The sequence below is a fragment of the Pseudovibrio denitrificans JCM 12308 genome (assembly GCF_001310815.1).
GTDB lineage: Bacteria > Pseudomonadota > Alphaproteobacteria > Rhizobiales > Stappiaceae > Pseudovibrio > Pseudovibrio denitrificans.
In genome coordinates this window covers 90,604-115,928 of sequence record NZ_BAZK01000008.1, presented here as the reverse complement: position 1 = coordinate 115,928, position 25,325 = coordinate 90,604, and the positions used below count along the sequence as shown (strand labels likewise).

Annotated in this window: 24 protein-coding genes and 2 pseudogenes; 15 read left to right on the top strand and 11 right to left on the bottom strand. The window is 53.0% G+C overall.

Annotation, left to right across the window (positions count from 1 at the left end; genetic code table 11):
• The first annotated feature begins 10 nt into the window (after nt 1–10).
• Nucleotides 11–1,213 (top strand): MFS transporter, encoded by a 1,203-nt coding sequence (locus tag JCM12308_RS12160; RefSeq protein ID WP_054783896.1) that lies wholly within the window; start codon nt 11–13, stop codon nt 1,211–1,213.
• 148 nt (nt 1,214–1,361) lie between these two features.
• Nucleotides 1,362–2,426, top strand: coding sequence for a YeiH family protein (locus JCM12308_RS12155; RefSeq protein WP_054783895.1), 1,065 nt, complete (start codon nt 1,362–1,364; stop codon nt 2,424–2,426).
• A gap of 185 nt (nt 2,427–2,611) precedes the next feature.
• Here the strand turns inward: JCM12308_RS12155 and JCM12308_RS29775 are convergent, their stop codons facing one another.
• Nucleotides 2,612–2,863, bottom strand: a complete 252-nt coding sequence (locus JCM12308_RS29775) for a hypothetical protein (RefSeq protein WP_208978504.1) — start codon at nt 2,861–2,863, stop codon at nt 2,612–2,614.
• A gap of 260 nt (nt 2,864–3,123) precedes the next feature.
• Between JCM12308_RS29775 and JCM12308_RS12140 the strand changes: the two genes are divergently transcribed.
• The 6 genes from JCM12308_RS12140 to JCM12308_RS12115 all read left to right on the top strand — a co-directional run bounded on the left by JCM12308_RS12140 (nt 3,124) and on the right by JCM12308_RS12115 (nt 9,215).
• On the top strand, nt 3,124–4,233 hold the full coding sequence (locus JCM12308_RS12140; RefSeq protein ID WP_008550872.1) for an S-(hydroxymethyl)glutathione dehydrogenase/class III alcohol dehydrogenase: 1,110 nt from the start codon (nt 3,124–3,126) through the stop codon (nt 4,231–4,233).
• Nucleotides 4,234–4,362: 129 nt separating this feature from the next.
• On the top strand, nt 4,363–5,199 hold the full coding sequence (gene fghA, locus JCM12308_RS12135; RefSeq protein WP_054783893.1) for an S-formylglutathione hydrolase: 837 nt from the start codon (nt 4,363–4,365) through the stop codon (nt 5,197–5,199).
• A gap of 116 nt (nt 5,200–5,315) precedes the next feature.
• Nucleotides 5,316–5,606 (top strand): SCP2 sterol-binding domain-containing protein, encoded by a 291-nt coding sequence (locus JCM12308_RS12130; RefSeq protein ID WP_014290134.1) that lies wholly within the window; start codon nt 5,316–5,318, stop codon nt 5,604–5,606.
• A 181-nt stretch (nt 5,607–5,787) separates the two neighbouring features.
• Nucleotides 5,788–6,642 carry a methyltransferase domain-containing protein gene (locus JCM12308_RS12125; protein WP_054783892.1) on the top strand — a complete coding sequence of 285 codons (855 nt, stop codon included), beginning with the start codon at nt 5,788–5,790 and terminating at the stop codon, nt 6,640–6,642.
• Nucleotides 6,643–7,115: 473 nt separating this feature from the next.
• Nucleotides 7,116–8,573: a radical SAM protein gene (locus tag JCM12308_RS12120; RefSeq protein ID WP_083417262.1), complete on the top strand. Its 1,458-nt coding sequence runs from the start codon at nt 7,116–7,118 to the stop codon at nt 8,571–8,573.
• Nucleotides 8,574–9,215 (top strand): LysE family translocator, encoded by a 642-nt coding sequence (locus tag JCM12308_RS12115; RefSeq protein WP_054783890.1) that lies wholly within the window; start codon nt 8,574–8,576, stop codon nt 9,213–9,215.
• Nucleotides 9,216–9,300: 85 nt separating this feature from the next.
• On the opposite strand, the gene JCM12308_RS29770 is transcribed toward JCM12308_RS12115, so the two are convergent.
• The 10 genes and pseudogenes from JCM12308_RS29770 to JCM12308_RS12075 all read right to left on the bottom strand — a co-directional run bounded on the left by JCM12308_RS29770 (nt 9,301) and on the right by JCM12308_RS12075 (nt 16,729).
• Entirely contained in the window at nt 9,301–9,915 is a 615-nt protein-coding gene (locus tag JCM12308_RS29770) for an agmatine deiminase family protein (RefSeq protein ID WP_208978503.1), read from the bottom strand.
• A complete protein-coding gene (locus JCM12308_RS29765) occupies nt 9,873–10,328 on the bottom strand; it encodes a hypothetical protein (RefSeq protein ID WP_208978502.1) in 456 nt (151 codons plus the stop codon). Before JCM12308_RS29765 ends, JCM12308_RS29770 begins: the two co-directional genes overlap by 43 nt.
• A 143-nt stretch (nt 10,329–10,471) precedes the next feature.
• Nucleotides 10,472–10,756 (bottom strand): hypothetical protein, encoded by a 285-nt coding sequence (locus JCM12308_RS29760; RefSeq protein ID WP_208978501.1) that lies wholly within the window; start codon nt 10,754–10,756, stop codon nt 10,472–10,474.
• Nucleotides 10,735–12,180, bottom strand: a complete 1,446-nt coding sequence (locus JCM12308_RS12105; RefSeq protein WP_208978500.1) for a methyl-accepting chemotaxis protein — start codon at nt 12,178–12,180, stop codon at nt 10,735–10,737. Before JCM12308_RS12105 ends, JCM12308_RS29760 begins: the two co-directional genes overlap by 22 nt.
• A gap of 331 nt (nt 12,181–12,511) precedes the next feature.
• A complete protein-coding gene (locus tag JCM12308_RS28285) occupies nt 12,512–12,664 on the bottom strand; it encodes a hypothetical protein (RefSeq protein ID WP_164845299.1) in 153 nt (50 codons plus the stop codon).
• A 644-nt stretch (nt 12,665–13,308) separates the two neighbouring features.
• Nucleotides 13,309–13,815 carry an SRPBCC family protein gene (locus JCM12308_RS12095; RefSeq protein ID WP_054783888.1) on the bottom strand — a complete coding sequence of 169 codons (507 nt, stop codon included), beginning with the start codon at nt 13,813–13,815 and terminating at the stop codon, nt 13,309–13,311.
• A gap of 13 nt (nt 13,816–13,828) precedes the next feature.
• Nucleotides 13,829–14,180: pseudogene (locus tag JCM12308_RS31515) on the bottom strand (ArsR/SmtB family transcription factor).
• 125 nt (nt 14,181–14,305) lie between these two features.
• Nucleotides 14,306–15,136, bottom strand: coding sequence for a pyrroline-5-carboxylate reductase (proC, locus tag JCM12308_RS12085; RefSeq protein WP_054783887.1), 831 nt, complete (start codon nt 15,134–15,136; stop codon nt 14,306–14,308).
• 3 nt (nt 15,137–15,139) lie between these two features.
• Nucleotides 15,140–15,901, bottom strand: coding sequence for an aspartate/glutamate racemase family protein (locus JCM12308_RS12080; RefSeq protein ID WP_054783886.1), 762 nt, complete (start codon nt 15,899–15,901; stop codon nt 15,140–15,142).
• Between the two features lie 129 nt (nt 15,902–16,030).
• Nucleotides 16,031–16,729 carry a GntR family transcriptional regulator gene (locus tag JCM12308_RS12075; RefSeq protein ID WP_054783885.1) on the bottom strand — a complete coding sequence of 233 codons (699 nt, stop codon included), beginning with the start codon at nt 16,727–16,729 and terminating at the stop codon, nt 16,031–16,033.
• A 206-nt stretch (nt 16,730–16,935) separates the two neighbouring features.
• Between JCM12308_RS12075 and JCM12308_RS12070 the strand changes: the two genes are divergently transcribed.
• The 7 genes and pseudogenes from JCM12308_RS12070 (at nt 16,936) to JCM12308_RS12040 (ending at nt 25,318) form a co-directional block, all read left to right on the top strand.
• On the top strand, nt 16,936–18,627 hold the full coding sequence (locus JCM12308_RS12070; protein WP_054783884.1) for a thiamine pyrophosphate-binding protein: 1,692 nt from the start codon (nt 16,936–16,938) through the stop codon (nt 18,625–18,627).
• A gap of 5 nt (nt 18,628–18,632) precedes the next feature.
• On the top strand, nt 18,633–19,772 hold the full coding sequence (locus JCM12308_RS12065) for an enolase C-terminal domain-like protein (RefSeq protein ID WP_054783883.1): 1,140 nt from the start codon (nt 18,633–18,635) through the stop codon (nt 19,770–19,772).
• Complete coding sequence (locus JCM12308_RS12060; RefSeq protein WP_054783882.1) at nt 19,769–21,010, top strand: NAD(P)/FAD-dependent oxidoreductase; 1,242 nt, start codon at nt 19,769–19,771, stop codon at nt 21,008–21,010. Before JCM12308_RS12065 ends, JCM12308_RS12060 begins: the two co-directional genes overlap by 4 nt.
• 64 nt (nt 21,011–21,074) lie before the next feature.
• Nucleotides 21,075–22,022: a TRAP transporter substrate-binding protein gene (locus JCM12308_RS12055; RefSeq protein ID WP_306303342.1), complete on the top strand. Its 948-nt coding sequence runs from the start codon at nt 21,075–21,077 to the stop codon at nt 22,020–22,022.
• A 64-nt stretch (nt 22,023–22,086) separates the two neighbouring features.
• Nucleotides 22,087–22,620: a TRAP transporter small permease gene (locus JCM12308_RS12050; RefSeq protein WP_008550825.1), complete on the top strand. Its 534-nt coding sequence runs from the start codon at nt 22,087–22,089 to the stop codon at nt 22,618–22,620.
• A 5-nt stretch (nt 22,621–22,625) separates the two neighbouring features.
• Nucleotides 22,626–23,938 (top strand): annotated as a pseudogene (locus tag JCM12308_RS12045) (TRAP transporter large permease).
• Between the two features lie 1,026 nt (nt 23,939–24,964).
• Nucleotides 24,965–25,318 (top strand): hypothetical protein, encoded by a 354-nt coding sequence (locus JCM12308_RS12040; protein ID WP_054783881.1) that lies wholly within the window; start codon nt 24,965–24,967, stop codon nt 25,316–25,318.
• Nucleotides 25,319–25,325: the final 7 nt, after the last annotated feature.

The window sequence follows — 25,325 nt, the reverse complement described above, 5'->3', positions numbered from 1 at the left end:
GGAATACAGAGTGAAAAGCTCCGTTTTTTTGTTCTTTGGCTCCATGTTCGGTTCCCGTTTGGGGGACCAGCTGCTGCTTTTCGTCGTTCCTCTTGTTGTCTTCCAAACCACTGGCAGTGTCTCACTTTCCGGTCTTGCCTTTGCCGCTGAGACGCTGCCGCGTATCCTGTGCTTTCCTGTCTGCGGAATTCTGGCGGACCGTTTTTCTCCCGTCACGCTGGTGCGTATCTCGCAGGCGGGCCGCTCACTCGTGTGTGCCATTGGTTTGCTTGGCCAGTACTTCATGCCTCACGTGGGCTGGATTGTTGCCATTGCCGCGCTTTCCGGCGTGCTCACCACGCAAGGGTTCATGGCTCGTGAAGTGATGCTGCCGCAGATTTTTAAGGATGTGGCTTTCACCAAGGTGCAGTCCTACGCGCAGAGTGTGGACCAGATCTGTGTGGTGCTTGGCCCTGTGATTGCCGCCGCACTGTTCAATCTGTTCGGCTGGGAAATTGTGGTGGTTATGTCAGGTGCCCTGTTTGTCAGTGCCGATGCCCTCATCTCCATCTGGCGCCGACTGAGTGATGTGGAGCTGAAAGAGGCAAAGCCGCTGGACGGACATTGGACCAAACCTTTCCGCACCGCGCTCAACCACCTGTTTTATCTGCCAGGTCTGAAGCGTATCGTGGCGCTCACCGCGCTGGTCAATCTGGTCTTCGGCGTTACACTGGCAACGTCCGCCAGTATGGTCACTGGCCTCTATGAGCAGTCAGAGGAATACTACGCCCTGCTGCAATCCGTTGGGGCGATTGCGACCTTTGCGGTTTTGCTGATCACTGGCGCGAGCCGTCTTAAACTGACACATATCGGCATCATCTCCTACAGCGGACTGGTGATTGGCGGTATAATCACTGGGTTCACCAGCAACTACTGGATTTATCTGCTGGGCTACTGTGTGATCCTTGGCTTCGACAGCATGTTCAATGTCTACATCCGCAGTGCACGGCAGAAGATTATTCCGCCAGAGGACTACGGCAAAACTGTTGGCGTGATCATCCTGTTCAACAACTTCACCCTGCCGCTGTCCGGTCTGCTGGTTGGTCTCGTGACCTCCGTTGAATACACCGGCTGGCTGATCCTCGCCCTTACCGCGTTCATCGCCTGCACCGGTCTGGCTCTCAGCCTTGTTGGTGGATCTGCTCAGCCCGCCGAGGCCAGCGAGACGCAATAAGCCTGTGTACTTACGCAAGTCACACCCCTGAATTGCCATGGGGTGTGGCTGTTTCTTTGGCTGGCGTAACCACTTCCCCATGCTGGATCCTTATGCTGTTCCCCGTGTTTCCAACTGGAGGCACGGGGATATTGCAAGGGTTCGTTTCATGCCAGCCGATTCCAGCCTGCCAGACCAGCCGGAAGGGTCCGGCCCGTTCTTCTCCAGATGGATGAAAGAGGGCCGAGAGATCATTCCCGGCCTCATCATCGCAACAGTGATCGCCATTGCCGCGCGTTACATCTCGGAGCATCAGGGCGGCCCTGTGATGCTGTACGCCTTGCTTATCGGTATGGCAGTGCATTCCATTTATGAGGACGGTAATTGTCAGGCAGGTTTGAGTTTTGCGGCCAAGAAGGTGCTGCGTCTGGGTGTGATCCTGCTGGGCCTACGCGTTTCCTTTGCGCAGATCCTTGAGCTGGGCTGGCAGACACTGGCGCTGGTGATCCTTTCTGTGCTCGCCATGCTGTTTGTTGGGCTCATTGTGGCACGTTTACTGGGTCGTTCCGCCAGCTTTGGTCTTCTGACTGGCGGTGCTGTTGGTATCTGCGGAGCCTCCGCAGCACTAGCGATTTCCTCAGTCTTGCCCAGCTCCAAAGAGAACGAGCAGAACACCCTGTTTACGGTGATTGCCGTCACCGCCCTCTCCACGCTTGCGATGATCCTTTACCCCAGCATCGGCCAGATGTTCGGCCTCAACGATGTGCAGCTTGGCATCTTCTTTGGCGCAACCATTCATGATGTGGCGCAGGTAGTCGGGGCTGGTTTTGCGGTGTCGGACAGCGCAGGAGAAATCGGGACGGTGGTAAAGCTGATGCGGGTGATGATGCTTCTGCCGGTGATCTTCATCATCTCCCTCTGGTCCGCCAAATGGCTGCATACCAAAGGCAAGGCCACGACGGCGACATTGGAGGCCAAAGCCCCTGTCCCCTACTTCGCATTTGGCTTTGCGGCTCTGGTTGTGGTCAACTCACTAGGCTGGATACCAGAGACACCACGCCTGATCCTCGTGGATGCGTCCACCTGGTGCCTGGTCATCGCGATCTCGGCTCTGGGTGTCATGACCACCCTGAAAACTCTCGTCAGCCTCGGCCACCAACACCTGTTCGTCATCGTCGCGGAGACCCTCCTCCTCCTCGGCGGGATCATCCTCGCGATCAAGTATCTGCTTTAGGATTGTGAGGTGCTTGAGGGATGCGCCGCCAATAGACGAATGCGTAACCCACGGTGCAGGCGAGCGCCAAGAAAATCAGGAAGCCATCCAGCCTTGTAACCGATGGCGCGGCGATGAGAGGCAAAAGCAGGATGGCGATGCCGCTACCGGCAGATAGGCGAACAGGACTGCTGGAATGGAGAGCCTTAGTCGCGTCTTTCTGAGGATGAGATAGAAGACGATGGCAGCCGGTATGGCGGAGCAACGATGAAAGGGATGAACGTTGTGAGCGGGATCCTGTCCTGCAGGATGTAAAGGAGCGCAAAGCCGATAGGCGGGAAGATGGCGAGCAGGTAGAAGCCAAGAAAAGCGGTGACCCCAGCCAACGTCAGGGCCAGAAGGTAAACTGGATAGCCCTGCAAAAATTCGAGAATCTTACCCTTGGTCAGGCCACTCATAATTTTCTCCTGAAAACAACAATCTAATGATTGAATCGCGCAATGAAGTCCACTCTGTGCACTCAAAAATGTTGTTTGTTAGGAACTTTCATCTCTACGCAAAACTCCTGAATTGGCTGATGCAATTCGCGTCTTTGCGCGCTATAAGTTGTGGGTGCAAGTTTGGTGGTGACACGCGGGAGGTGTGCGCCGCATTTAACAACTTTGGGGAGGGCCTGCCATTTTCGGTGGGTCGATTACAAGACGTATAGGTTTAAAATATGGATACACGCGCCGCTGTCGCTTATAAAGCCGGAGCCCCTCTTTCCATCGAAACGGTTCAGCTAGAAGGCCCGAAACCCTTTGAGGTTCTGGTTGAAATTATGGCAACTGGCGTATGCCATACGGATGCCTTCACCCTTTCCGGTGATGACCCTGAGGGTCTGTTCCCAGCCATTTTAGGCCACGAAGGCGCTGGCATCGTGCGCGAAGTTGGCAAAGGCGTGACCTCGCTGAAGCCGGGTGATCACGTGATCCCGCTTTACACGCCAGAGTGCCGCGAGTGTGAGTACTGCCTCAACCCGAAAACCAACCTGTGTCAGTCCATCCGCACGACACAGGGCGCAGGTGTGATGCCGGACGGCACCAGCCGTTTCTCCATCAATGGTGAGAAAGTTCACCACTACATGGGCACCAGCACCTTCTCCAATTTCACCGTGCTGCCAGAGATCTCTCTTGCGAAGATCCGTCAGGATGCTCCGTTCGATAAGGTCTGCTACATCGGCTGCGGCGTAACCACCGGCGTTGGTGCTGTGATCAACACAGCAAAGGCAGAACCGGGCTGTAAGGCTGTTGTATTCGGCCTCGGTGGTATCGGCCTTAACGTTGTGCAGGGCCTTCGTCTGATCGGTGCAGACCAGATTGTTGGCGTGGACCTGAACCCAGCCAAGAAAGATCTGGCTGAAAAGTACGGCATGACCGACTTCGTGAACCCGAAGGAAGTTGAAGGCGATCTGGTGCCTTACCTTGTTGATCTGACAGGCGGCGGTGCGGATTACTCCTTCGAGTGTATCGGCCACCCAACCACCATGCGTCAGGCACTAGAGTGCTGTCACAAAGGCTGGGGTGAAAGCATCATCATCGGCGTTGCTGGTGCTGGTCAGGAAATCTCCACCCGTCCATTCCAGTTGGTCACTGGCCGCTCCTGGAGAGGCACTGCATTTGGTGGTGCGCGTGGTCGTACGGATGTGCCGAAGATCGTGGACTGGTACATGGATGGCAAGATCGACATTGACCACATGATCACCCACACCATGCCACTGGAAGAGATCAACACGGCGTTTGATCTGATGCACGAAGGCAAGTCCATCCGTTCGGTTGTGACGTTTTAAGCCTTATTCCGGGTTATCGTATTGATAAGGTCTAAGCGGACGTATGCTCTGCTTAGACCTTCATTTTAATGCGTATTCTTTTCCGAAAACCGGAGCCGCTTTTCGGGAATGCGCTGTAAGAGAGCTATTATGATTGAGCTGATCCAAAGCTGGCGCTGTTTTGATGGCGAGCAGCGCGTTTACCGCCATGACAGCAAGTCCACCGGCACACCAATGGAATTCGCCGTGTTTCTGCCGCGCCGTGCGCTGAACGGCGAAGAATGCCCAAGCCTGATGTTCCTCTCCGGTCTCACCTGCACCTGGGAGAACATGGTCACCAAAGCAGGCAGCCAGCGCGCTGCGGCTGAGATGGGCATGATCATCGTTGCACCTGATACATCCCCGCGCGGTGATGATGTGGCTGATGATGACGGCTGGGACATGGGCAAAAGCGCGGGCTTCTACCTGAACGCCACGCAGGAGCCATGGGCCAAGCACTACCGCATGGAAGAGTACATCACGCAGGAGCTGCCGGAGATTCTGGAAGAGCACTTCCCGATTGACCTGAGCGCTCTGGGCATCACCGGCCACTCCATGGGCGGTCATGGTGCGTTGACCCTTGCGATGAAAAATCCGGGCCTGTTCAAAAGCGTTTCCGCCTTTGCGCCGATTGTGAACCCAATCAACTGCCCATGGGGTGAGAAGGCGTTCTCCGGTTATCTGGGTGACGATCGCTCCACTTGGGCAAACTATGATGCGTGTGAGTTGGTTAAGTCCCGAGGCTGGAAAGGCCGTATTCTGATTGATCAGGGTTCTGCGGATGGCTTCCTGGAAGAGCAGCTGAAACCTTGGGTCTTTGAGAAAGCTTGCCGGGATGAAGGCGTTGATCTGACCCTGCGGATGCACGGCGGATATGATCACAGCTACTACTGCATTGCGTCCTTTATGCAGGACCATATTGCATGGCACTATGACGAATTGGTCTAGCAGTTTACGTATACTAGACCTTTGAGGCGCTTGTTATCGCCACAGATAGTGGTTAAGTAGCTGAAATAATTTGGAGGGTTTGCCCTCCCGAAACAGAAAAACAGCCAGAGGATCAGATGTCCGAATTCATCCAGAAGATCGTATCCGGAATCAACGACAAGCTTGATGGCGTCGATATGTCAAAGTCTATCGCGCTCAACATCAAGGATGAGGGCTCCATCATCGTTGATGAAAACGGTGCGCGCGCAGAAGAAGCAGAGGCAGATTGCACAATCTCTTGTTCTGCAAAGACCTTCAAAGGCTTGGTGGATGGTTCCGTCAACCCGATGACTGCGGTGATGATGGGCAAGATCAAGATTGGCGGTGACAAGATGGTTGCCATGAACCTGGGCAAGATCCTCGGCTAAGCTGACCCAGCTTCTGTTCTTGAGAACCCCGCTTCCTCGTGAGGCGGGGTTTTTCTTTGCCTTTTAACAAGACCTCTCAACAGACTGATTACAGTTTTCGGAAGATCAGCCAGACTGCAGGGGTGGCTCCTTAAGTGTTTTATGGCCAACTGCGCTCACCTGAAATCATGAGGCGTAAGCCATGGGCAATGATATTGGCGATAACAATCACTTTAATCCCGTTGCAGATATTATTTCTGACTTTTTTGAGCTCAACAATGCATTGGATCTGGAAGCCTCAGGCAAATACGATGAAGCCGCAGAAGCTTTTGAGCAGATGCTGCGCAATGACCCCGAAGACAGCATAGGCGCCGCCCTCCATCTGGCAGCCATTGGTAAAAGAGATGTGCCTAGCAGTATGCCCGAAGCCCACATTCTGTCGCTGTTTGGCCAGATGTCCGGAACCTACGATCAACGTCTTCTGGAAAACCTGAAGTATGCCATTCCAGAGAAAGTGGGCGAAAGATTTGCTGCGCTCGGGCTCGGCCCTTTCAAACGCATGCTGGATCTTGGTTGTGGGACCGGCCTTTGCTGTGAGGTGCTGAAAGAGCAAGTCACTCACAAAACTGGTTTGGATCTTTCTGCAGAGATGCTTGAGAAAGCGAGAGAGAAAGAGCTCTACGATGTCTTGCACGAAGAAGAGATCACGCGGTTCCTCAAGGCAAACCGCACTGAGCCTTGGGATCTCGTCGTCTCAACTGATGTTATTCCGTACAACGGTACATTGGATGAGATGTTCTCGCACATTGCTGGCAGCATGACGCCTGATGGTATCTTTCTTTTCTCAAATGAGGTTCAGCCGGAAGAAAACTTCAACGGCCAGTCCTACCTAATGGGCAAGCACTGTCGCTACGCCCACTCACTGGACTACATCCAGCGCCTGCTCAAGCAAAACAATCTGGAGCTGCTTGATCGCACTGAAATGATAATCCGGCTTGAACACGGTAACCCAATCACCGGGCAACTGGTGATCGCCAGAAAGATGGGCGCTGAGTAGCCACAAGACACACCGTGTTTTTGGGTCCGGTGATCGGCGCATTTTCTGTCAAATGAAGATTTTTGGAGAATGTAGGTCTTCAGTTTGGATGTGACGAGTTCCGCTTTTGGGAAACACCAAAGCATTTCTCAGCTGTCGGATACTCCTTGCTTTGGCGACATTCGCTGAATTGCCCATTCCGCGATCTTTGATCTTATAGTCTTAGCAGTCGCACTTCGTTTCATTCCAGTAACTAAGGTGCCATGAGCTTAGAAATGTCCGCTCGGCGATGCTCTCCTATTATTAATAATATTAGGCATATTGCTTATTTGAGTTTTGTTTTTATTTAGTGATTTACGTTCTCTTCTGTGTCTCCTAAGTCATTTCGGGGTTTAGTTTATTTCACTGTATAATATATCTCGTATAATTGCTTTATATGCCTCTGCGTTAATAGGATCTCACCCGAAACTTCTGATCTAAGTATTGGGTGATGAATGGTTGATCTTCGTAAAGGTGATGAAAGTCTTTTAAATACCCGTTTCCACTACATGGCGCGGAACACGATCGACTACTGGATGGTGGCGGACAGCAAGAAGTTGAGTGAAGCGGAGGTCGTGCATTCAATCGCCTCTGCCCCGGTAACGGAGCAGACGACCTTTCAGTTGTACCTCCATATTCCATACTGCGCGCAGAAATGCTCATTTTGTGCATTTTCTGGAGGCAATACGTTAGATTTTGCTGACGCGCGTGAGTACATCGCGCTTTTGATCAAACAGCTCGATAAGATCCTGCAGATCACACCCGCCTATGGGCAAAAGCGTATTCGGTCCGTCCACATCGGTGGAGGCAGTCCGGATCTTGTACGCGGCCAGATTGGCAAGCTCCTGTCTCATGTGCACGGGCTGGACGGGATTGATGACAACACCGAGATCGCCATTGAATGTGCCCCCTCGACAACCAAGCCGGACTTTCTGGATGAGCTGATCGCCCACAAGGTGACCAAACTCAGCTTCGGTGTGCAAAGCATCAATCCGCAGATCAGAGCCAATGTGCGCCTGCCGCGTTCCATGCGAAAAGTGGAAGAACTCTGCGAGTATGTTGCCGGGCAAATCCCGATCGTGAATGCTGATTTCATCACCGGCTTACCGGGGCAAACACTGGCCGATGTGGAAGCAGATCTAAGCTATGCTCTGAAACACCCGGTCATCAATGCCGTCAGCTCCTATCTGCTAACGCCCGGCGCTGCCCCTTCTCTGGTTGCTGATGTGAAAGGGGAAAAGGTGCCGCATGTGCCAACGCATAAAGAGCAGGCGGTGATGCGGCTTCATTCTTACAGCACCTTGCAACAAGCGGGCTGGGTGCGCCGGGGGACCAACACCTATGTAGACCGGGCCTCGGTTGACCAAACAGTTCTGGATCATCTTCCAGGCAATGAGTGCATTGGTGCGGCACATTACGATACCTTCCTGATCGCAGCAGGTGCGCAGGCCATTGGCTCCGCCCCGGGCGTGCGATTTGAGAACACCGTCGATATCAATCACTGGAAGGCTGCCATTGGCAATGGTGAGTTCGGCTTCAACCTGAGAAAGTCGGCATTGCATCACCAGAAGGATATGTCCCTATGGACGTTCCCGTTGTTCTATCAAGGCTTGAAAAAAGACAGGCTTCACGCAATGATCGAAGATGGGGATGTTAATGCATCCCAGCTCTCCACATTGCAGGACCTGATTGATGAAGCTCTGGTTATCGAGAGCGATGAGGACTACCGTCTTTCCATATTAGGGGAGGTGTTCATGGGCCACATCGTTCGGCTTCTTAAAAAAGAAGAGGGCCAGAAAGTCATTGATGAGTACATCCATGAAGGTTTCAAAATTGGTGAGGCGATCCATAGCGGTGTGATCAATTCCGACAACACCGCGAACAACCGTCAGAATGTTACTGAAAGAATTTAAATGAGTGTCGACCAACTCATCCTGTATTGCATCGCGATTTTTTCTGTCTCGATTATCCCCGGCCCCAGCATGGCCCTTGCTTTTACAGAGGGAGCCCGCGGTGGTGTGAACGGTGTCGTTCCTCCTGCTTTGGGGAATGTCACCGCATCCCTGGGGCAGGCGCTGATTGCGTTTTTTGCCTTTCGCTCAGTGGTGTCACTTGAACCGCGCGTTCTGCTGACTGTGCAAGCAGTTGGTGCGCTTTACATCGCCTATATCGGATACATCTTCATCCGCCACGGCGGTAGCTTTAAGCTGGAAACGGACGGGGCGGATAAGCAGCTTTCCAAGGCGAGCGAAGGATTTCAGACCGGTTTTTTGATTGCGTTCTTCAATCCCAAGGCAATCCTGTTCTTTGTGGCACTGTTCCCTCAGTTCGTGAACAGTGAGATCGCCACAAATGCCGGAGCCTTGAGCTCCGTGTTTTTGCCGATCGGCCTGATCGCACTCATCTGCTTTATGGTCTACGGATTTCTGGGGCAGCTGTCTCTTCAGGTCTTCGATGAGAGCAAGGTGTTCAACTGGATTGTGCCGGGACTCGGTGGGTTTCTGGTGCTCACCGCAACGCTGGGTCTTCTGGATGCACTAGGACAGCTTTTCTGAGTCATGCAATGCGGCAGCTGTCTTAGCAAGTTGCCGCTTGCCTGGAAGAAACCCCGCCTTGGCCCATGAGGCGGGGTTTTGCCGTTCAGTTCTGCAAGAATGCCTGTGCGGCTGTGCCTTTCAGCTGCAGGGTGAGGCAGCGGACGGAACCGCCGAGTTTGCACACGGAGTTGGCAGGCACCGCAATGACCTTCTTGCTGGTGTTGGCCTGAATGGTCTTCATCACCTTGTCGCTGTTTTTGTCGCCAAAGTGCGGCATGTAGATGAAGTTGCGGGTCATAGCTGCATTGACGTTGACACCGCACGCGCTGGACGGATTAGTCTCATCCCACATGGCATCCACATCTACGATCTTGATACCTGGGAATGAGGTTTCCAGCTCCTCCAAAATCTCGGAGTACATTGGCTCATCATAGCGATTGAGGATAAGGGTGTTTTCTTCCGCAAACATCACCATGCCATCGCTGTGCGCCATCACCTCTTCATCCGGTGGCAGGATCGCGACTTCCTTCGCATTCAGCAGCTCTTTCAGCACCGCCTTGCCGTCTTCGTAGGAAAGATCATTGTCCTCCAGAAAACGGGTTGTGGTGATCACGCGGCCTGCGTGGTTGTCGACGATGTTGCCGCCATCCAGCATGTATTTTGTCTTGCCGAACTTCAGGCCCCTCGCAGTTGCAAATGCGTTGAAGCCATCCTGCATTTCATCAGCAACGGTCTGATCGCCTTCAAACGTGACGGGTGTATAACGGAACTGAACCGGTTTGCTTGGGTTGATGACGGTGTAGTCCCGCGCCAGATGTGTGGGAGATAGTCATTGATGATGATTTCCTCCGGCACCTTGCCTGCAAAGTAAGGCCGGGTCTGTGCATCCACGACGATCCGCACTTCATCGTTTCCATAAACAGCGTTTGCGTAGGCAATGTCGAAGTCCACGATGCCCTGAAAGAGCTCCGCATACTCCGGGTCATCATAGGTGTCGCTGATGGATGGTGCCGCAATAACGATCAGGTCTTGCCCTGCCGCATATGATGCTGAGTTCAGCGTCAGCATCGCACTGGCACTTGCCAGCAAGGAATACCCGAGCAGTTTGATTTTTGATTTGAGTTTCTTCATGTGTGCCCCCAACAGGTCAATTAATACAGTCGGTTATAGAAACGGGCAAGTGAACGCCGGATGATCGTTTCTTCAGCAGAAAAGAAAATGGCCGCATTCTCACTCGGAAAATGCGGCCACTCTGATTTGATTGTTGCGCGTGATTAGGCTGCGCGGATGTCTTCCATGAAGGAGTTGATGGTCTTGCGCAGGCGAGCTGCATTGTCAGCCACTGCCTGAGATGCATCCAGCACCTGTGAAGCTGCTTCCTGTGTCTCGGTCACCTTCACAGAAACCTCGCTCACATTGTGCGCCGCGCTGCGGGTGCCCTGGGCTGCCATCTGAACGTTCTCGCTGATCTCCATGGTCGCAGAGCCCTGCTGCTCAACAGCGTTTGCGATGGAGGTCGCGTGCTTGTTCACTTCGCTCATGGTGTCGCTGATGCCCACGATGCTTCCACAGTCTCCTTGGAGGAGTTCTGGATACCGGAGATCTGTGCAGAGATCTCTTCTGTCGCCTTTGAGGTCTGCGTTGCCAGCTCTTTCACTTCAGAAGCCACAACCGCAAAGCCTTTGCCCATCTCGCCAGCGCGGGCCGCCTCGATGGTGGCGTTCAGGGCCAGCAGATTGGTCTGTTCAGCAATGTCGCGGATGAGGTTGACCACTTCGCCAATCTTCTGTGCTGCGCTGTCCAGAGCCTGAACCTTCTGGCTGCTCTCTTCTGCGCCGCTTGTTGCTGCACCCACCACGCGGTTGGTTTCACCCAGCTGACGGCTGATCTCTTCAATGGACGCACTCAGCTCTTCGGCAGCCGTTGCAACGGTCTGCACGTTGGCGGAAGCTTCTTCAGAGGCATCGCGAGCGGTATTGGAACGAAGCGCGGAGTCTTCTGCAATGCCGGTCAGGCGGGTTGCGGTGTGTTCCATCTCCTGCGAACGCTGATCAACACTCTGCAGGGCTTCAGTCACCTCAGCACCAAACTGGCTGAGCAGGTTCTCGATCCGGCCCTGACGCTGCTCGCGAGCGCCGTGCTCTTCATCACTCTGTTCCTGCAGGCGAATGCGCTCAACGTTGTTCTGGCGGAGCACTTCAATCGCCTGCGCCATCTCGCCGATCTCATCTTTGCGATCGGAGTAGCCAATCTTGATGTCCAGCTTGTTCTCTGAAAGATCGCGCAGGGCGCACGTCATGGCCGGGATTGGTTTCAGCATCATCTTGAAGCCGAAGTAGGCCAGCAGAACTAGGATAATTGCCAGACCGATAGCGGCGTAAAGCAGGTTCCAGGTGACGTGGTCAACCTGTGCCTCAATATGAGATTTTTCAACGCCTACATAGAGAATGCCAGTAACACGGTTGTTGCTGTCAAAGATCGGCTGATAGAGCGTGTAGTACGCCATGCCAAGAATGTTGGCTTCGCCGCGGAAGGTTTTTCCGGACTTGATAATCGGGTAAACAGCACCGCCCTTGCCCAGAGGCGTATCAACAGCGCGCTTGCCTGCCTTATTCTTAATATTGGTGGTTTTGCGCCAGTAATCCTGGTTGGAGTCATCCCACACAAAAACAGTGGCAGTCTCACCGGTCAGGTGACCGATGTGATCGACAAGATCATTATTAGAAAACTTCAGCGGATCACTGATGATGATCTTGGAAACATTGGAGTTGTGATCCAGTTTAACGGTCGCTGATGGGAACTCCTGCTGGAGCTGCGCCGCCGCAATGCGAAGATTGATGTCGTGACGTTTGTCCACTTCATCGCTCAGCGTACCCCAGAGTAAAAGGTCTGCGGCCAACACCAGAATGCCAGTTGTCAGGACAATGGCAAATGAAACTGCGAGAGCGATCTTTGTGGTGAGTTTAATACCGGAAAAGTGCATTAGTGCCCCATAAATATTCTTATTTTCCGCTGCGGGTATTTTCTAAGAATACCACTGTTAGTTTTAGGGGTATGGCGGACTTACTAATAACAAATTAAATTTTGATCTATTCCGCTCGGTAATATGCAGAAATATAATCAGAACAATTACTTATAATATTTCCGATGGGGCAGATTTCTGCGTAAAAACTGCTTACCTATGCGTCAAAAGACCTCAATCAACGCAAAGAAAAACCCCGCCTCTTAGGGAGAGGTCGGGGCTGAGGAGAGGTCTCCAATCCACCCTACGCCGTCAAACTTGCCTGAAGCTCGGCGGGGAGGTGTCGCGGCGTTCAGTGACGCTCTTCGTAGAAACCAAATGTGAGCTGATGGACCAGTTTGATCATGAAGACGATTGGTTGTGCGAGCAGGCCCGGAACAAACAAGACAAAAGCCACGCAGTAGAACGAAAAGAACGGCGCCACGAACATAACGAAAGTCCCCAAGCGTCCGGGGTTTATGTCCTCAGGTGTAAAAATAAAGATTCCCCAAATCGCTAGTAAAGCAGCTAGGAAAAAGACAATCGCACCTAAGAACTGCAGGTGGCTAACGCGATGATATGCTTTGTTTTCGTTCCAATGTTTTAAATATCCGAAAACAAGTATGAGAGTGAATGATATGGTGAGCAGTAAAGTGGAAATGCTGGCTATTGCGAAGTGACTTGCACTATATGAACTTAACCTCTGCAGCGCGAAAAAGCGTGATTGGAACATTGGAAAAGTTTTGAGACAAAATGATACAAGGTATTGAATTGTCTCATATTTCATCAGGTGAACTGAAAAAATGGAAGGTAAGACTATGAGGAGTATAGAGAGGATAAGCAAATTTAAGATTGTCTTGTTGTTCCACCGATAATTTGCGTAGGAATGATAGGTGCTCAGTGTGCATAACCCAGCCATCTCCCGTATTTCTTTCGCCCCTCTTCAAATTTCTCAATTGAGTTTAACTTCATCGGTTAGTCCAAGATGAGTACAAGAAATTTTTGATTGAGAATGTAGTTTACGACAAAAAATCAAATGATAGCCACTAAGTGGGCTAGCTTGTCACCAATTGAAAGCTTAGCCCAAATTAGTTGCTTGGCGAAGGTGCTCTAAGTCTGCATTTCGCTCTGAAGCTCGGCGAGGAGGTCTTCCAGGAGGGCCATACCGGCGTTCCAGCCTTTGTTTATGCCGCTGATGGCAGCTTCGAAGCAGGTGATTTCGGCTTCGGTGGCGTCATGGGGAACCCATGTAAGGCGGAGGTTGGTCTGGTCGCCGTTTTCCTCGAAAGTCACGGTGGTCAGCAGGATGCGTGGCCAGTCAGGCATCATGGGATTACCTGCGACCTCCCAGTTCTCATCAGCATTGGAATGGAGCCAGACGAGCTTTTCGGGCTTGGAGACTTCGATGTACTCGGCACGCTGGTAGTTGGAGTTGTCGCCCCACTTCATTTCATGCAGCCAGAGACCGCCCTGCTCCACATCCATCTTGTGCGGAATGCTCTCCACGTTTGGGCCATACCAGCGGGAGACCAGATCCGGCTCAGTCCACGTACGCCAGACCAGCTCGCGTGGGGCGTTAAAGGTGCGTTCCAAAACATAGGTCGGTACTTCTCTCATTCCCATTCCCTCCTCAACTCTCGGATTTCTTCAATTCCTCCAGAAGATCATCCAGCTGATCGAAGCTGGTTGACCAGAACTTACTAAACTCTTCCAGCCATTTGACGGCCTCACGCATGGGCGCGGCTTTGAGCCGGGCCGGGCGGCGCTGTTTGTCTATGGCGCGTTCAACCAACCTGCGCGCTCCAGAACTTTCAGATGCTTTGAGACGGCGGGTTGGCTCATGCGAAACGGCTCAGCCAGCTCGTTGACCGAGCCTCCCCACCCGCAAGCCGTGTCAGGATCGCGCGGCGGGTGGGATCGGCCAGTGCTGCAAACACGGCATCTAGATTTTGGGGCTGGGATGTCTGGTTTAGTTGTTGCATAACCGTATGGTTATATAAGAATCAAAGTTGGTCAAGCCTAATTCTAGCAGCTGCGTGAGAGTAAAAGAAAACCCCGCCGTCCAGATGGAAAGCGGGGCTTTTAAACTCGGTGAAATCAGAAGAACTTAAGCCAGCTCTTCACTACGCTTTTTGGCTGCTGCAACAGCGCGGGAAAGGAGCGGTGGCATGCCGTTGTCTTCATTCATAAGCACATCCAAGGCAGCGGCTGTTGTGCCGTTTGGAGATGTCACGTTGATGCGCAATTGAGATGGGCTATCCTGCGCATCTTCTGCCAGTTGCCCTGCACCGCCAACGGTGGCTTTTGCCAGTTGCATAGCCAGCTCTTCTGGCAGGCCTTGCTCAGCACCTGCTTTGGCAAGGCACTCAATCAGATGGAACACATAGGCCGGGCCGGAACCGGACACGGCTGTCACAGCATCCATCTGGCCTTCATTTTCCAGCACCACAGTCTGACCAACAGCAGCGAGCAGTTCCTGTGCCATGGCCAGATTATCATCTGAGCAATGGCTGTTTGGAATGAGCGCGGTGATGCCGCGGCCAATGGCTGCCGGCGTGTTTGGCATGGCGCGTACGATCGGGCTGCCTTCTCCCACCAGTGAAAGAAGCGTACTCAAGTTTGTGCCAGCTGCAACGGAAATGAACACGGTTCCGCCGCCACCCAGGGCGATCACCTGAGGGGTTGCATCGCCCATCATCTGCGGCTTCACGGCCAGAATGCAGACTGCCGGGTTTGCTGGCAGTGTCTTGTTCAGGTTCAGGCCGTGATCTTCCAGTGACCGGAGCCAGTCAGAGGGATAAGGGTCAATCACGGTGGTGCTGGAAGGCAGAACGCCTGCTTCCAGCCAGCCTTTCAGCATGGCCGAGCCCATCTTTCCGCAGCCGAGCAAAACAAGGCCGTTTGTGTTTATCTCTTCAATCTGACTAGGCTTGGACATCGATTAATTTCCGTAGGTCGCTAAATTCAAACGCGGGTCATCCAGTTCCAGCGGGAACTTACGCGGAACCAGACCGGATTGGAACCAGTTCACGAAAGTGTAGATGGAATATACCGGCAAACCGGTGAGTTTGCGGATGTCGTTTGCATAAGGCACCATGTTGGTGCATTCCAGCACAATTGCGCCGATGCCTTCGTTCTTGGTCACCAGTTCAGCGGCGGCATCCAGCAGATCAAGGCGGGCATCTTCAAAGTTGATGGCGTCGTAATCATCCAGCACTTCGCGGGTGAAGTTGCGCAGGCCATCCGTACCAACGATCACTGTATCTTCTGGCGCACCAGCTGCTTTCAGATGCTCCTTGGTTAGCGTTTCTTTGGAAATGGTGATGACGCCAACGCGTTTGTCGTTTGGCAGAAGCTGCTGCACGCTTGGGATCTGCATCAAAGAAGAGGTGGCAACAGGAACGCCAAGGGCTTCCTTCACCTGATCCTGAATGAGTGCCAAAAAACCGCAGTTGGTGGTGATGCCGTCACACCCCATACGGACCAGATCGCGGCCTGCTTCAATAAACTCATTCACCAGCTCACGTGGGTCGTTGCGCACCACCTTGTTTGGGGTCGCGCCGCGTACCACGCGGTAATGCACGGGGAACGGCCATGTCTGCGCATTGCCAATATCGCCGTAAATACGCGGGAACTTGGTCTCCAGCATGAGAATGCCGACCGAGGCACCAAATACGGTCTTGCCTCCATACTCAACGGACATAATTCAAAACCTCTTCCTTAAATTTGGGGGATCAAAGCAGCCTGAGTATTGGGGATTCTCAGGCTGCTTTGCTCTTGGTTTTCCGCGTACCCTCCCCCCGAAAGCAAAAAGCGCCTTCGGGAGTACGCGTTAATCGGCTGGAACGTAGAGCTGCGAATAGGCGATGCGCACGGCTTCGGTGGCCTCGTCGCGGCGGCGTTCAATATGATGGCGCATGGTGGAAACCGCTTTGTCTTCGTCCCGGTTGATCAGGGCGGTCAGCACCACACGGTGGGCTGAAAGCTGGGCTTCCTCCTGCGTGGAAACAGGGGTCTTGCCGCGCAGGTACTTCAGGTCGACAAGACGAATGTAGCGCACGCGGTCATTCAGGTTTTCCAGAATGCGGACCAGCTCGTTGCTTTGAGACAGAGCGGCGATGCGCATGTGATACGCCTCGTCCATGCTCAAAAGCTCCATCGGGTCTTCGCAGCTGTCGTAGTCCGGTTCCGTGGACTTCAGGAACTCCATCAGATCCTGAAGTTCTTCATCACTGGCCCGGCGGCAAACAAGGCGGACAATCTCCGTCTCGATAGCGACACGCGCTTCATAAAGGTCAAGAATAAGCTTCGGGCTCAGCGGGCGGCAAAAGAAGCCGCGGCCACTCTGGAACGTGAGGAAGCCTTCTGCCACGAGTCGATTCAACGCCTCGCGCAGTGGTGTCCGGCTTGCACCCAACTCTGTGGATAACGCGCTCTCGTTGATACGGGCGTCTGGCTTAAATTCAAAATAGGCCGCCATTTTCCGTAGTTTTTCGTAGATGCGGTCCACGTTGCTATCAGCTTTTGTCATTCCAAAATCGCTCTCAATCCTGCCGCTGCAGGCCCCAAAAATCGGCTCAGCACTTACCACGTCATATGCGAACTGTACATTCCATTTGACCTGCGCTCAATATTGAATATGGTGCTGTATACAATTTTGAGTGCAATCGATTCTGCATTCTTCGGGTTTAGTAAATTGCCTGCTTAACGGGTGGGACGGGTCTGATAGGTGACACTGTGACGAATAAGATGAATGGTGCCGAAGCCATGGTAAAAATGCTGGAGGCTCAGGGCGTTCAGCACATTTTCGGTCTTTGCGGCGATACAACTCTGCCGTTCTATGACGCGATGTATAAGCTTGATCACAAGATGACCCACGTTTTGACCCGTGATGAGCGCTGCGCCACTTACATGGCGGATGCGTATTCACGAGTGACTGGTCGTCCGGGTGTGTGTGAGGGGCCATCCGGTGGTGGCGCAACCTACATTCTGCCGGGTCTGATTGAAGCTTCTGAAAGCTCCTATGCGGTGCTTGGCATTACAACGGACATTTCTGTCGCGTCCTACGGCAAGTACCCGCTGACAGAAGTGGATCAGGAAGCGCTGATGCGTCCGCTGACCAAGTGGAACACCGTGATCAAGCGTGCCGATCACATTCCCCGTATGGTTCGTAAAGCCTTCCGCGCCATGACAACCGGTCGTTCCGGTGCGGCACACCTCGGCCTGCCCTACGACATTCAGTATGATGCCGTTGATCCGTCTGATATCTGGGCCGATCAGCAGCTCACCTCTTATCCAGCTTACCGTCAGGCTCCGGCTCCGGGTGCTGCAGAAGCGGCTGTCGATGCGATCCTGTCTGCGAAGAAGCCTCTGATCGTATGTGGCGGCGGCGTTGTGATTGCAGGCGCAATGGAAGAGCTGGATCGTTTGGCAACCCGTCTCGATATTCCGGTCGCAACTTCCATCTCCGGTCAGGGCTCGCTGGCGGAAACCCATCCAAACTGTGTTGGCGTTGTTGGCTCCAACGGTGGTACGGATGAGACGTGGGAAGCGATGGCGAATGCGGATCTCGTGGTGTTCATGGGCGCCCGTGCCGGTTCCACCACCACCTCCCGCTGGGAAGCCCCATCCGCTAAAACTCGTGTGGTTCACTTTGATAATGACCCGATGGTGATCGGTGCGAACTACGAAGTGGAAGTTGGAGTTGTTGGTGACCTGAAACTGTCTCTGGAGCAGGTCAACGCTGTTCTGGATAAGCGTGATCAGGGTGCAGACACCTTTGGCGGCGCTGCTGCTGTTGCGGATATCAAGAAGCGTAAGTTCGAGATCTTCAACAAACTGGCTCAGAGTGGTGAAGCGCCGATCCGTCCGGAGCGTGTGATTGATGCCATGATGAAGGTATTGCCGGTGGATGCGACCGTCATCTCTGACCCTGGCACCTCCTGCCCTTACTTCTCTGCGTACTATCAGCTGCCACAGTCTGGTCGCCACTTCATCACCAACCGTGCGCATGGTGCGCTGGGTTACTCGCTCTCTGCAGCGCTTGGTGCATGGTATGGCCGCCCAAGCAGCAAAGTGGTTGCCATGATGGGTGATGGCTCCTTCGGCTTCACCTGTGGTGAGCTGGAAACCGTGTGTCGCTCTCGCGCCCCAATCACTTACATCGTGTTCTCCAACTCCAACTACGGCTGGATCAAAGCGAGCCAGTATGCGGACACAGATGCACGCTATTACAACGTAGACTTCAACCGCACAGATCAGGCTGCTGTTGCTGCGGCTTATGGTGTGAAGAGCTGGCGCGTTGAAAACCCGGATGATCTGGAACGCGTGCTCAAAGAGGCGATTGAACATGATGGTCCAACCTTGATTGATGTTGTGACCCAGCCTCTTGAAGAAGCAAATGCACCTGTACGCCGCTGGATGGGATAAGAGCCATGAATGCAGAACAGAAGATCACCGGCATGGATGTTTGGCACGTACAGTTGCCCGTCAATGCCCGCCGCGACCATGGCATCGGCTCCGTTGAGCATGCCGTAGATATCATCATCCTCCGCTTAACGGCGGAGGGAGGTGAAACCGGCTGGGGGGAAGCATCCCCTTGGTCCGTATTCACCGGCTCTGCTGAAGCAAGCTTTGCAGCGCTAGACCGTTACATCCGTCCGCTCGTTGTGGGCCGCACCATTGGTGAACGTGCCACGATCATGAAGGATGCTCAAAAGGCGGTGGCACATTGCACGGAAGCAAAAGCGGCGCTGGAATCTGCCCTGCTGGATCTTCAGGGCCGAATCTCCGGATTGCCGGTCTGGGCGCTTCTGGGCGGTAAATGCCGGGATACCATTCCGCTTTCCTGCTCTATTGCTGATCCTGATTTCGATCGTGATCTGGCATTGATGGAGCGTTTGAAAGAGGATGGCGTGCGCATCATTAAACTCAAAACCGGCTTCAAGGGACATGAGTTTGATATGATGCGTATGGAGCACCTACGCATGAACTATCCTGAGTTTTCCATTCGCGTGGATTACAATCAGGGCCTGCACCACGATTCTGCCCTAGCGTGCGTTCGCGACATTGCGACTTTTCAACCAGATTTTATCGAACAACCGGTTGCTCATAACCTTCGGGAACTTATGGCAACTATCCGAAATTCCATCGATGTGCCGCTTTTGGCGGACGAAAGCATCTTTGGACCTGAGGATATGCTGACCGCGATTAAGATGGGGATAGCTGACGGTGTTTCAGTCAAAATAATGAAGACCGGAGGCTTGACTCGGGCACAAACCGTGGCCCGCATGGCTGCAACTGCTGGTATGAGCGCCTATGGCGGCGACATGTTTGAATCCGGTCTCGCCCACCTTGCCGGAACGCATATGATTGCTGCAACGCCAGAAATCACTTTAGCTTGTGAGTTTTATCAGGCAAAATACTTCCTAGTAGAAGACCTTATGGAAACGCCATTTGAAACCAGAGGCGGCGATGTAATCGTTCCGCAAACGGCAGGCTTGGGAGGGCGGCCGGATCTGGAAAAAGTCGAGCGCTATGCGATTTCCAAGAGTGCGGTGATGGGGGCTGCATGAATAAAAATAATGTCGTTGTCATCGGCGCAGGAATTGTAGGTGTTTCAGCAGCTTTATGGTTGAAGCGTGAGGGTCATGATGTGACCCTCATCGACAAGGGCGAACCTGGCATGGGGGCATCCTTCGGCAATGCCTGCGTTCTGGCAAGCTGCTCCGTGGCACCTGTCACAGCACCGGGTCTTATCCTGAAAGGCCCAAAGCTGCTGCTGGATCCGAACTTCCCGCTGTTTTTGCGCTGGAGTTATCTGCCGAAGCTGGCGGGTTGGCTGACACGCTATCTGTCACATGCAACGGATAAGGAAACCCGCCGCATTGCGCAGGGCCTGACCCCGATTGTGGGCGACAGTGTAGATCAGCACCATGCATTGGTGGACGGAACCAGTGCTGAAAAGTGGCTTCAGGAAAGCACCTACAGCTTTGCCTACAACGACAGAGCCGCATTTGAAGCAGATGCGTACACCTGGGAACTGCGCCGCAATGCCGGCTTTGTGCCGGAACTGATTGAAGGTGACGCAGTTCACGAGATGGAACCAATCCTGAGCAAAAACATCAAGCTGCTGGCTTTGATGCGCGATCACGGGTTCATTCAGGACCCGGGCGCTTATGTGCAGGATCTGGTAAAAGTCTTCACCGAAATGGGCGGCACGTTTGTGCAAGCCGAGGTGAAGGACTTTGAGTTGTCGGGCGGTTCAATTTCAGCCGTCATGACCGACAAAGGACGTTTTGAATGTGATCGTGCGGTACTGGCAACCGGCGTCTGGTCCAAGCCTTTGATGAAGAAGCTTGGCATCAACGTGCCGCTGGAAGCTGAGCGCGGTTACCACATTCTATTTAAGAACCCGAGCGAACAGCCGAACCAACCAATCATGGTTGCCTCCGGCAAGTTTGTGGCAACACCAATGGCACAAGGATTGCGCTGCGCTGGTGTTGTAGAGTTTGGCGGGCTGGAAGCTGGTGCCTCCAAAGCACCTCTGGCTCTACTACGGAAAAAGGTTCGCGAGAGCTTCCCACATCTGGAAGCCTCAAGCGAAGAGGAATGGCTGGGCTTCCGCCCTGCGCCATCGGACAGTCTCCCCCTCATCGGTGAAGTGGGCAAGAGCGGTGTTTATGCAGCGTTCGGACACCACCACATCGGCCTGACGGGCGGTCCAAAAACCGGGCGGCTGGTCTCTGATCTGATCAGCGGAAAACGCCCCAATAACGATATAAGCCCTTACGATCCGCAGAGATTTAACTGAGGGCATCACTAATTTTCTTGGAGGAGAGTACATATGAAGAAGTTTAGTCTACTGGTTACCTTGAGTGTTTCCGCTATGGCGTTGGGGGCAACTGCCGCTTCTGCTGAGAAGTGGGATCTGCCAATGGCATACTCAGTCCAACTTCCACTCTGTAACAGGTGCAGAATTTGCAGCTTGTATTACGTCTGGTACCGGCGGTGAAATCGAAGTAACCACGCACCCAGGCGGCTCCCTGTTCAAGGGCGGTGACATCAAGCGTGCAATTCAGACCGGTCAGGTGCCAATTGGTGAGCGTCTGCTTTCCGGTCACCAGAACGAAAATGCCCTGTTCGGCGTGGATTCCGTTCCATTCCTTGCAACATCTTTTGATGATGCGGCAAAGCTCTGGACTGCAGCAAAGCCAGCTCTTGAGAAGGTTCTTGGCGAACAGAACCTGACCCTGCTGTATTCCGTGCCATGGCCACCACAGGGTCTGTACTTCAAAAACGCAGTCAACTCTGTTGCTGACATGGAAGGCATCAAGTTCCGCTCTTACAACACCGCAACTGCGCGTCTTGCTGAGCTGACAGGCATGCTGCCAGTTTCCATTGAAGCTGCTGAGATTTCTCAGGCGTTCGCAACCGGTGTTGCTGACTCAATGGTCTCCTCCGGCGCAACTGGTTACGACCGTAAAGTTTGGGAAAGCCTCAACTACTTCTACGAAGTGGATGCATGGCTGCCACGCAACTACATGCTCGTAAACTCTGATGTCTGGGCTGGTGTTTCTGAAAAGAACAAAGGCATCATTCAGGCATGTGCGGCAACTGCAGAAGCTGATGGTCTGAAGCGTTCTATCGACTACACAAACTTCACCCTTGATGGCCTGCGTGAAGGCGGCATGAAGGTTGAAAAAGGTAGCGACCAGATGAAGGCTGACCTTCAGGAAATCGGCGCAACCATGACTGCTGAGTGGCTGGAAGCTGCTGGCGACGATGGCAAAGCTGTTGTCGATGCATTCAAAGCAATGAAGTAATTCGTTCTTTGGCCGGAGCCGCCGTGCGCGGCCCCGGCTTTTCTTTTTCTGGAGGGGGAGAACAATGAAGCTTACACGCGCACTGCGCTTGGGCCTTGATGGGATCTACAAGACGGCCGGAGTTCTCTCAGCGCTCTGTCTGATCGCCATTCTTGGGCTCATCGTTATGCAAATGCTGGCTCGCTGGACCGGAGAAGTCTTTCCCGGTGCTGCAGAATATGCTGGCTATGCAATGGCTGCGGCCAGCTTTATGGCGTTCGCAAATGCCTTGAACAAGGGTATTCACATTCGAGTTTCCATTCTACACCAGATGCTGGGCAAGACCGCACAGCGCCTGCTGGAAATCTGGTGCTTTGCCATCGGCACGGCAACCATGTGGTACTTCGTGTACTACGCACAGCGGTTTGTTTACTGGTCGTGGAAGTTTAACGACATTTCTCAGGGCCAGGACAGAACACCACTGTGGATGCCACAGAGCTTCATGCTCATCGGTGCCGCGATCCTGGCGATTGCTCTTACAGATCATCTGCTTCAACTCATTTTCACTGGCAAGCACCGTGTTGCGCCGGAACTTGAAGAAGCAGTTGCGGGAGAATAAGAGCAATGGAAAATATTAGTATCATCATCCTGTTCCTGTTTGTCATGTTCACCCTGCTTGGCACCGGCGTCTGGGTCGGTCTGGCACTGATGGGTGTGGCATGGGTCGGTATGGAACTGTTCACCACCCGCCCTGTTGGCGACGTGATGTTGACGACCATCTGGTCCTCCTCCTCCTCATGGACACTGACGGCTCTGCCTCTGTTCATCTGGATGGGCGAGATCCTTTACCGAACGCGTCTCTCGGAAGACATGTTTCGCGGTCTTGCCCCGTGGATGGCTCGCCTGCCGGGCGGTCTGGTGCATACCAACATCGTGGGCTGTACCGTGTTTGCAGCGGTCTCCGGGTCTTCAGCTGCAACGCTGACCACCGTTGGCAAGATGTCCATTCCAGAACTGCGCAAGCGTGAGTATCCGGAAAAGATGATCATCGGAACGCTCGCTGGTGCAGCAACGCTGGGTCTGATGATCCCGCCGTCCCTGACGCTGATCGTTTATGGTGTGACCATCAACGAGAGCATTTCCAAGCTGTTCTTCGCGGGCATTGTGCCGGGTATCGTGCTGGCTGGCATGTTCATGGCGTATGTGGCGATCACCTCTCGTGTGTCCTCCAAGTGGAACCCAACCGAAGAGCCACGCATGAGCTTTTCTGAGAAGCTGGCAAATACCCGCTTCCTGCTGCCGGTGATCCTGCTCATTCTGGTGGTGATAGGCTCCATGTACCTGGCTTTGCCACGGCGACAGAGGCAGCGGCCTTTGGTGTGATCGGCAGTCTCATTCTGGCGGCTTCTCAAGGCTCGCTGAACTGGAAGAGCTTTACGGAAAGCCTGATGGGCGCAACCTACACCTCCGCAATGATCGCGCTGATCCTTGCCGGTGCGGCGTTCCTTTCCCTTTCCATGGGCTTTACCGGCCTGCCACGTGGGCTCGCGGACATGATTGCAACGCTGGAGCTGTCCCGCTTTGAGCTGCTCATGGTACTGCTGGTGTTCTACATCATCCTCGGCATGTTCCTTGATGGCATCTCCTCTGTGGTGCTGACCATGGCTGTGGTGGAGCCAATGATCCGTCAGGCAGGCATTGACCTGATCTGGTTCGGTATCTTCATCGTGGTGGTGGTTGAGATGGCGCAGATCACGCCGCCTATCGGCTTCAACCTGTTCGTGCTGCAGGGCATGACCAATTACCAGATGGGCTTCATCGCGCGTGCTGCGTTCCCGATGTTCCTGATCATGGTTTTGATGGTCTTCGTGCTCATCGCGTTCCCTGAGGTCGCCACATGGCTGCCAGAGAACATCCGCAGCAGGCCCGGGGGCTAGCTGACGCCCCTTCCCTTAGTGCTGATTGAACGATGCCCCGGTCTACGAAAGTAGGTCGGGGTATTTACTTAGAGTAAGCAATCAGAGGTTCAATCGTCAAATTTGGTTAAACCATTAAGTGCGCACAAATGCAGGTTTTCTCATTTCTAGATTTACGGATTTGTGCTCCACGCCTGACACTATTATCGAGTTTGATCGCCTCGATTTGCCGTTGTGCGGTCACTTTTAAGGTAAATATATGACCTTAACGGCACCTTTGTGATATATTTTCACCATAAAATGAGTGCCAGTCTCATATTTTTTGTATTGACAGATATATGAGTGTGACATGCATCACAAGTGTTATGGTAACTTACTCAAACGTAATGTCTTTTTTATCGATAAATTTTTATGTAAGATAAAACAAATATACCCTAAGTATAAAAATTTTGATATTTAAGTAATACCTAGAGTTGTAATTGCACTAAACATTTGGATAACATTTATTCTAGATCTAAAAGTATAAAAAGCCTTGCCACATTTCCGCCTCAATTGGGGCGAAATATTGAACTCAGATCAGGTCACCTCCCAAAATGGGGGCGTGTAACTGGCAGATTGCATCGTATCAGTATTGTGTACTCAAAGTGGTATGATGAGAAATCTGCAATTTATGCATAGGGATTTGATCAATGCTTCAGGTAACTGAAGTTCGTTGGGTGACACTAAACGTTACTCAAAACGTTTGTCGCTATGAGGCATGCTTGTTATGAGCATTTAGCGAAGCTGGGAGGCTAGGCTATGACGTATATTCGTAGTGTAGACTTGCATTCTGAATGCGGCATTAGCAGTGTTCGAGTGCGCCCAGGGACTTTCCTGACATAGAGAACCGACTTGGGTTGGGACCCTTTGTAGCTATCACCACAAGTGTAGCCATCTGAAGGACCTCCTGCCAGCGGTATCACTCCAACAATTCAACCTCACTGACTCTCGGAGCCTGCTTCGGGACCGGTGAAACGCATCTAACTATTGTCTGAAAGGGATAAAGACATGGGCTGGTGGAATCCATTTAAAGCAATCGCAAACGTAGTAACCAAAGCCGTAAGCGCGGTTATTGAAGGCGTATCTACAGCTCTTGGCGAGCCTGAGCTCGGCAAGAAGATCGCTGGCGTTTTTGAAGCTGTGGTTGACACTGTTGTTGACGTTGTTGTGGACATAGCCGTGGGGGTTGCCACATCCAACCCTGTTACTGCTGTAGTCAACGTCATCACCAATATCGCTGAAGGTGCGAAGGACATCTATGATGCCCTTAACCCTGCATCTGACCCTGTAGAAGTTGCTGCTGCAGACGCTCCTGTTCTGGAAGGTGCAACAGACTACGGTTCTGATGACATGCTGATGTAATCAGTAG

Coding starts and splice junctions, on each gene's coding strand:
- JCM12308_RS12155 (WP_054783895.1), top strand. CDS start 1,362: ATGCCAGCCGATTCCAGCCTGCCAGACCAGCCGGAAGGGTCCGGCCCG.
- JCM12308_RS29775 (WP_208978504.1), bottom strand. CDS start 2,863: ATGAGTGGCCTGACCAAGGGTAAGATTCTCGAATTTTTGCAGGGCTAT.
- JCM12308_RS12140 (WP_008550872.1), top strand. CDS start 3,124: ATGGATACACGCGCCGCTGTCGCTTATAAAGCCGGAGCCCCTCTTTCC.
- fghA (WP_054783893.1), top strand. CDS start 4,363: ATGATTGAGCTGATCCAAAGCTGGCGCTGTTTTGATGGCGAGCAGCGC.
- JCM12308_RS12130 (WP_014290134.1), top strand. CDS start 5,316: ATGTCCGAATTCATCCAGAAGATCGTATCCGGAATCAACGACAAGCTT.
- JCM12308_RS12125 (WP_054783892.1), top strand. CDS start 5,788: ATGGGCAATGATATTGGCGATAACAATCACTTTAATCCCGTTGCAGAT.
- JCM12308_RS12120 (WP_083417262.1), top strand. CDS start 7,116: ATGGTTGATCTTCGTAAAGGTGATGAAAGTCTTTTAAATACCCGTTTC.
- JCM12308_RS12115 (WP_054783890.1), top strand. CDS start 8,574: ATGAGTGTCGACCAACTCATCCTGTATTGCATCGCGATTTTTTCTGTC.
- JCM12308_RS29770 (WP_208978503.1), bottom strand. CDS start 9,915: ATGCAGGATGGCTTCAACGCATTTGCAACTGCGAGGGGCCTGAAGTTC.
- JCM12308_RS29765 (WP_208978502.1), bottom strand. CDS start 10,328: ATGAAGAAACTCAAATCAAAAATCAAACTGCTCGGGTATTCCTTGCTG.
- JCM12308_RS12105 (WP_208978500.1), bottom strand. CDS start 12,180: ATGCACTTTTCCGGTATTAAACTCACCACAAAGATCGCTCTCGCAGTT.
- JCM12308_RS12095 (WP_054783888.1), bottom strand. CDS start 13,815: ATGAGAGAAGTACCGACCTATGTTTTGGAACGCACCTTTAACGCCCCA.
- proC (WP_054783887.1), bottom strand. CDS start 15,136: ATGTCCAAGCCTAGTCAGATTGAAGAGATAAACACAAACGGCCTTGTT.
- JCM12308_RS12080 (WP_054783886.1), bottom strand. CDS start 15,901: ATGTCCGTTGAGTATGGAGGCAAGACCGTATTTGGTGCCTCGGTCGGC.
- JCM12308_RS12075 (WP_054783885.1), bottom strand. CDS start 16,729: ATGACAAAAGCTGATAGCAACGTGGACCGCATCTACGAAAAACTACGG.
- JCM12308_RS12065 (WP_054783883.1), top strand. CDS start 18,633: ATGAATGCAGAACAGAAGATCACCGGCATGGATGTTTGGCACGTACAG.
- JCM12308_RS12060 (WP_054783882.1), top strand. CDS start 19,769: ATGAATAAAAATAATGTCGTTGTCATCGGCGCAGGAATTGTAGGTGTT.
- JCM12308_RS12050 (WP_008550825.1), top strand. CDS start 22,087: ATGAAGCTTACACGCGCACTGCGCTTGGGCCTTGATGGGATCTACAAG.
- JCM12308_RS12040 (WP_054783881.1), top strand. CDS start 24,965: ATGGGCTGGTGGAATCCATTTAAAGCAATCGCAAACGTAGTAACCAAA.